Here is a 379-nt window from a genome sequence, read left to right as displayed (position 1 = left end):
AGAATCTAGAAAAGCTTACTTTGCACCCTGAAATATACCCTATACTAGATACTTTTAAAAGCTATGCTAAAAGCTATCAATTCGCCCAAGAAATAAGCAAAGCAAAAGCATTAGACAACCAAGTGGGAAGCGGTGCATTAGCCACAACACTTGAAGGCAGAATAAAAGTCTTTTTAACCAATAGATTATTTAAAAAGCTTTTTGCCTTTATCCCTTACATAGGCGATAATGCAGCTATTACAAAAGCCTTGCAAAGTGCTATAAAAGATTTAAAATACCCAAGCGAAATCACACTAGAAACGCTTAAAGTATTAAATAAAGCAGATTTAGACAAAGGCTTTAAACCTATAAAAGATAAGGAGCCTAGATTTGAGTATAA

At 33.5% G+C, this 379-nt stretch carries 1 pseudogene; it reads left to right on the top strand.

Features of this window, described 5'->3' with window-relative positions:
- Nucleotides 1–379: pseudogene (locus tag C6H08_RS01095) on the top strand (hypothetical protein); the annotation flags it as partial.

The sequence above is a fragment of the Helicobacter bilis genome (genome assembly GCF_900198365.1).
In the GTDB taxonomy this organism is placed as follows: domain Bacteria; phylum Campylobacterota; class Campylobacteria; order Campylobacterales; family Helicobacteraceae; genus Helicobacter_A; species Helicobacter_A bilis_B.
The sequence above is the reverse complement of the archived record's forward strand: the minus strand, read 5'-3'. Positions and strand labels throughout refer to the sequence as shown.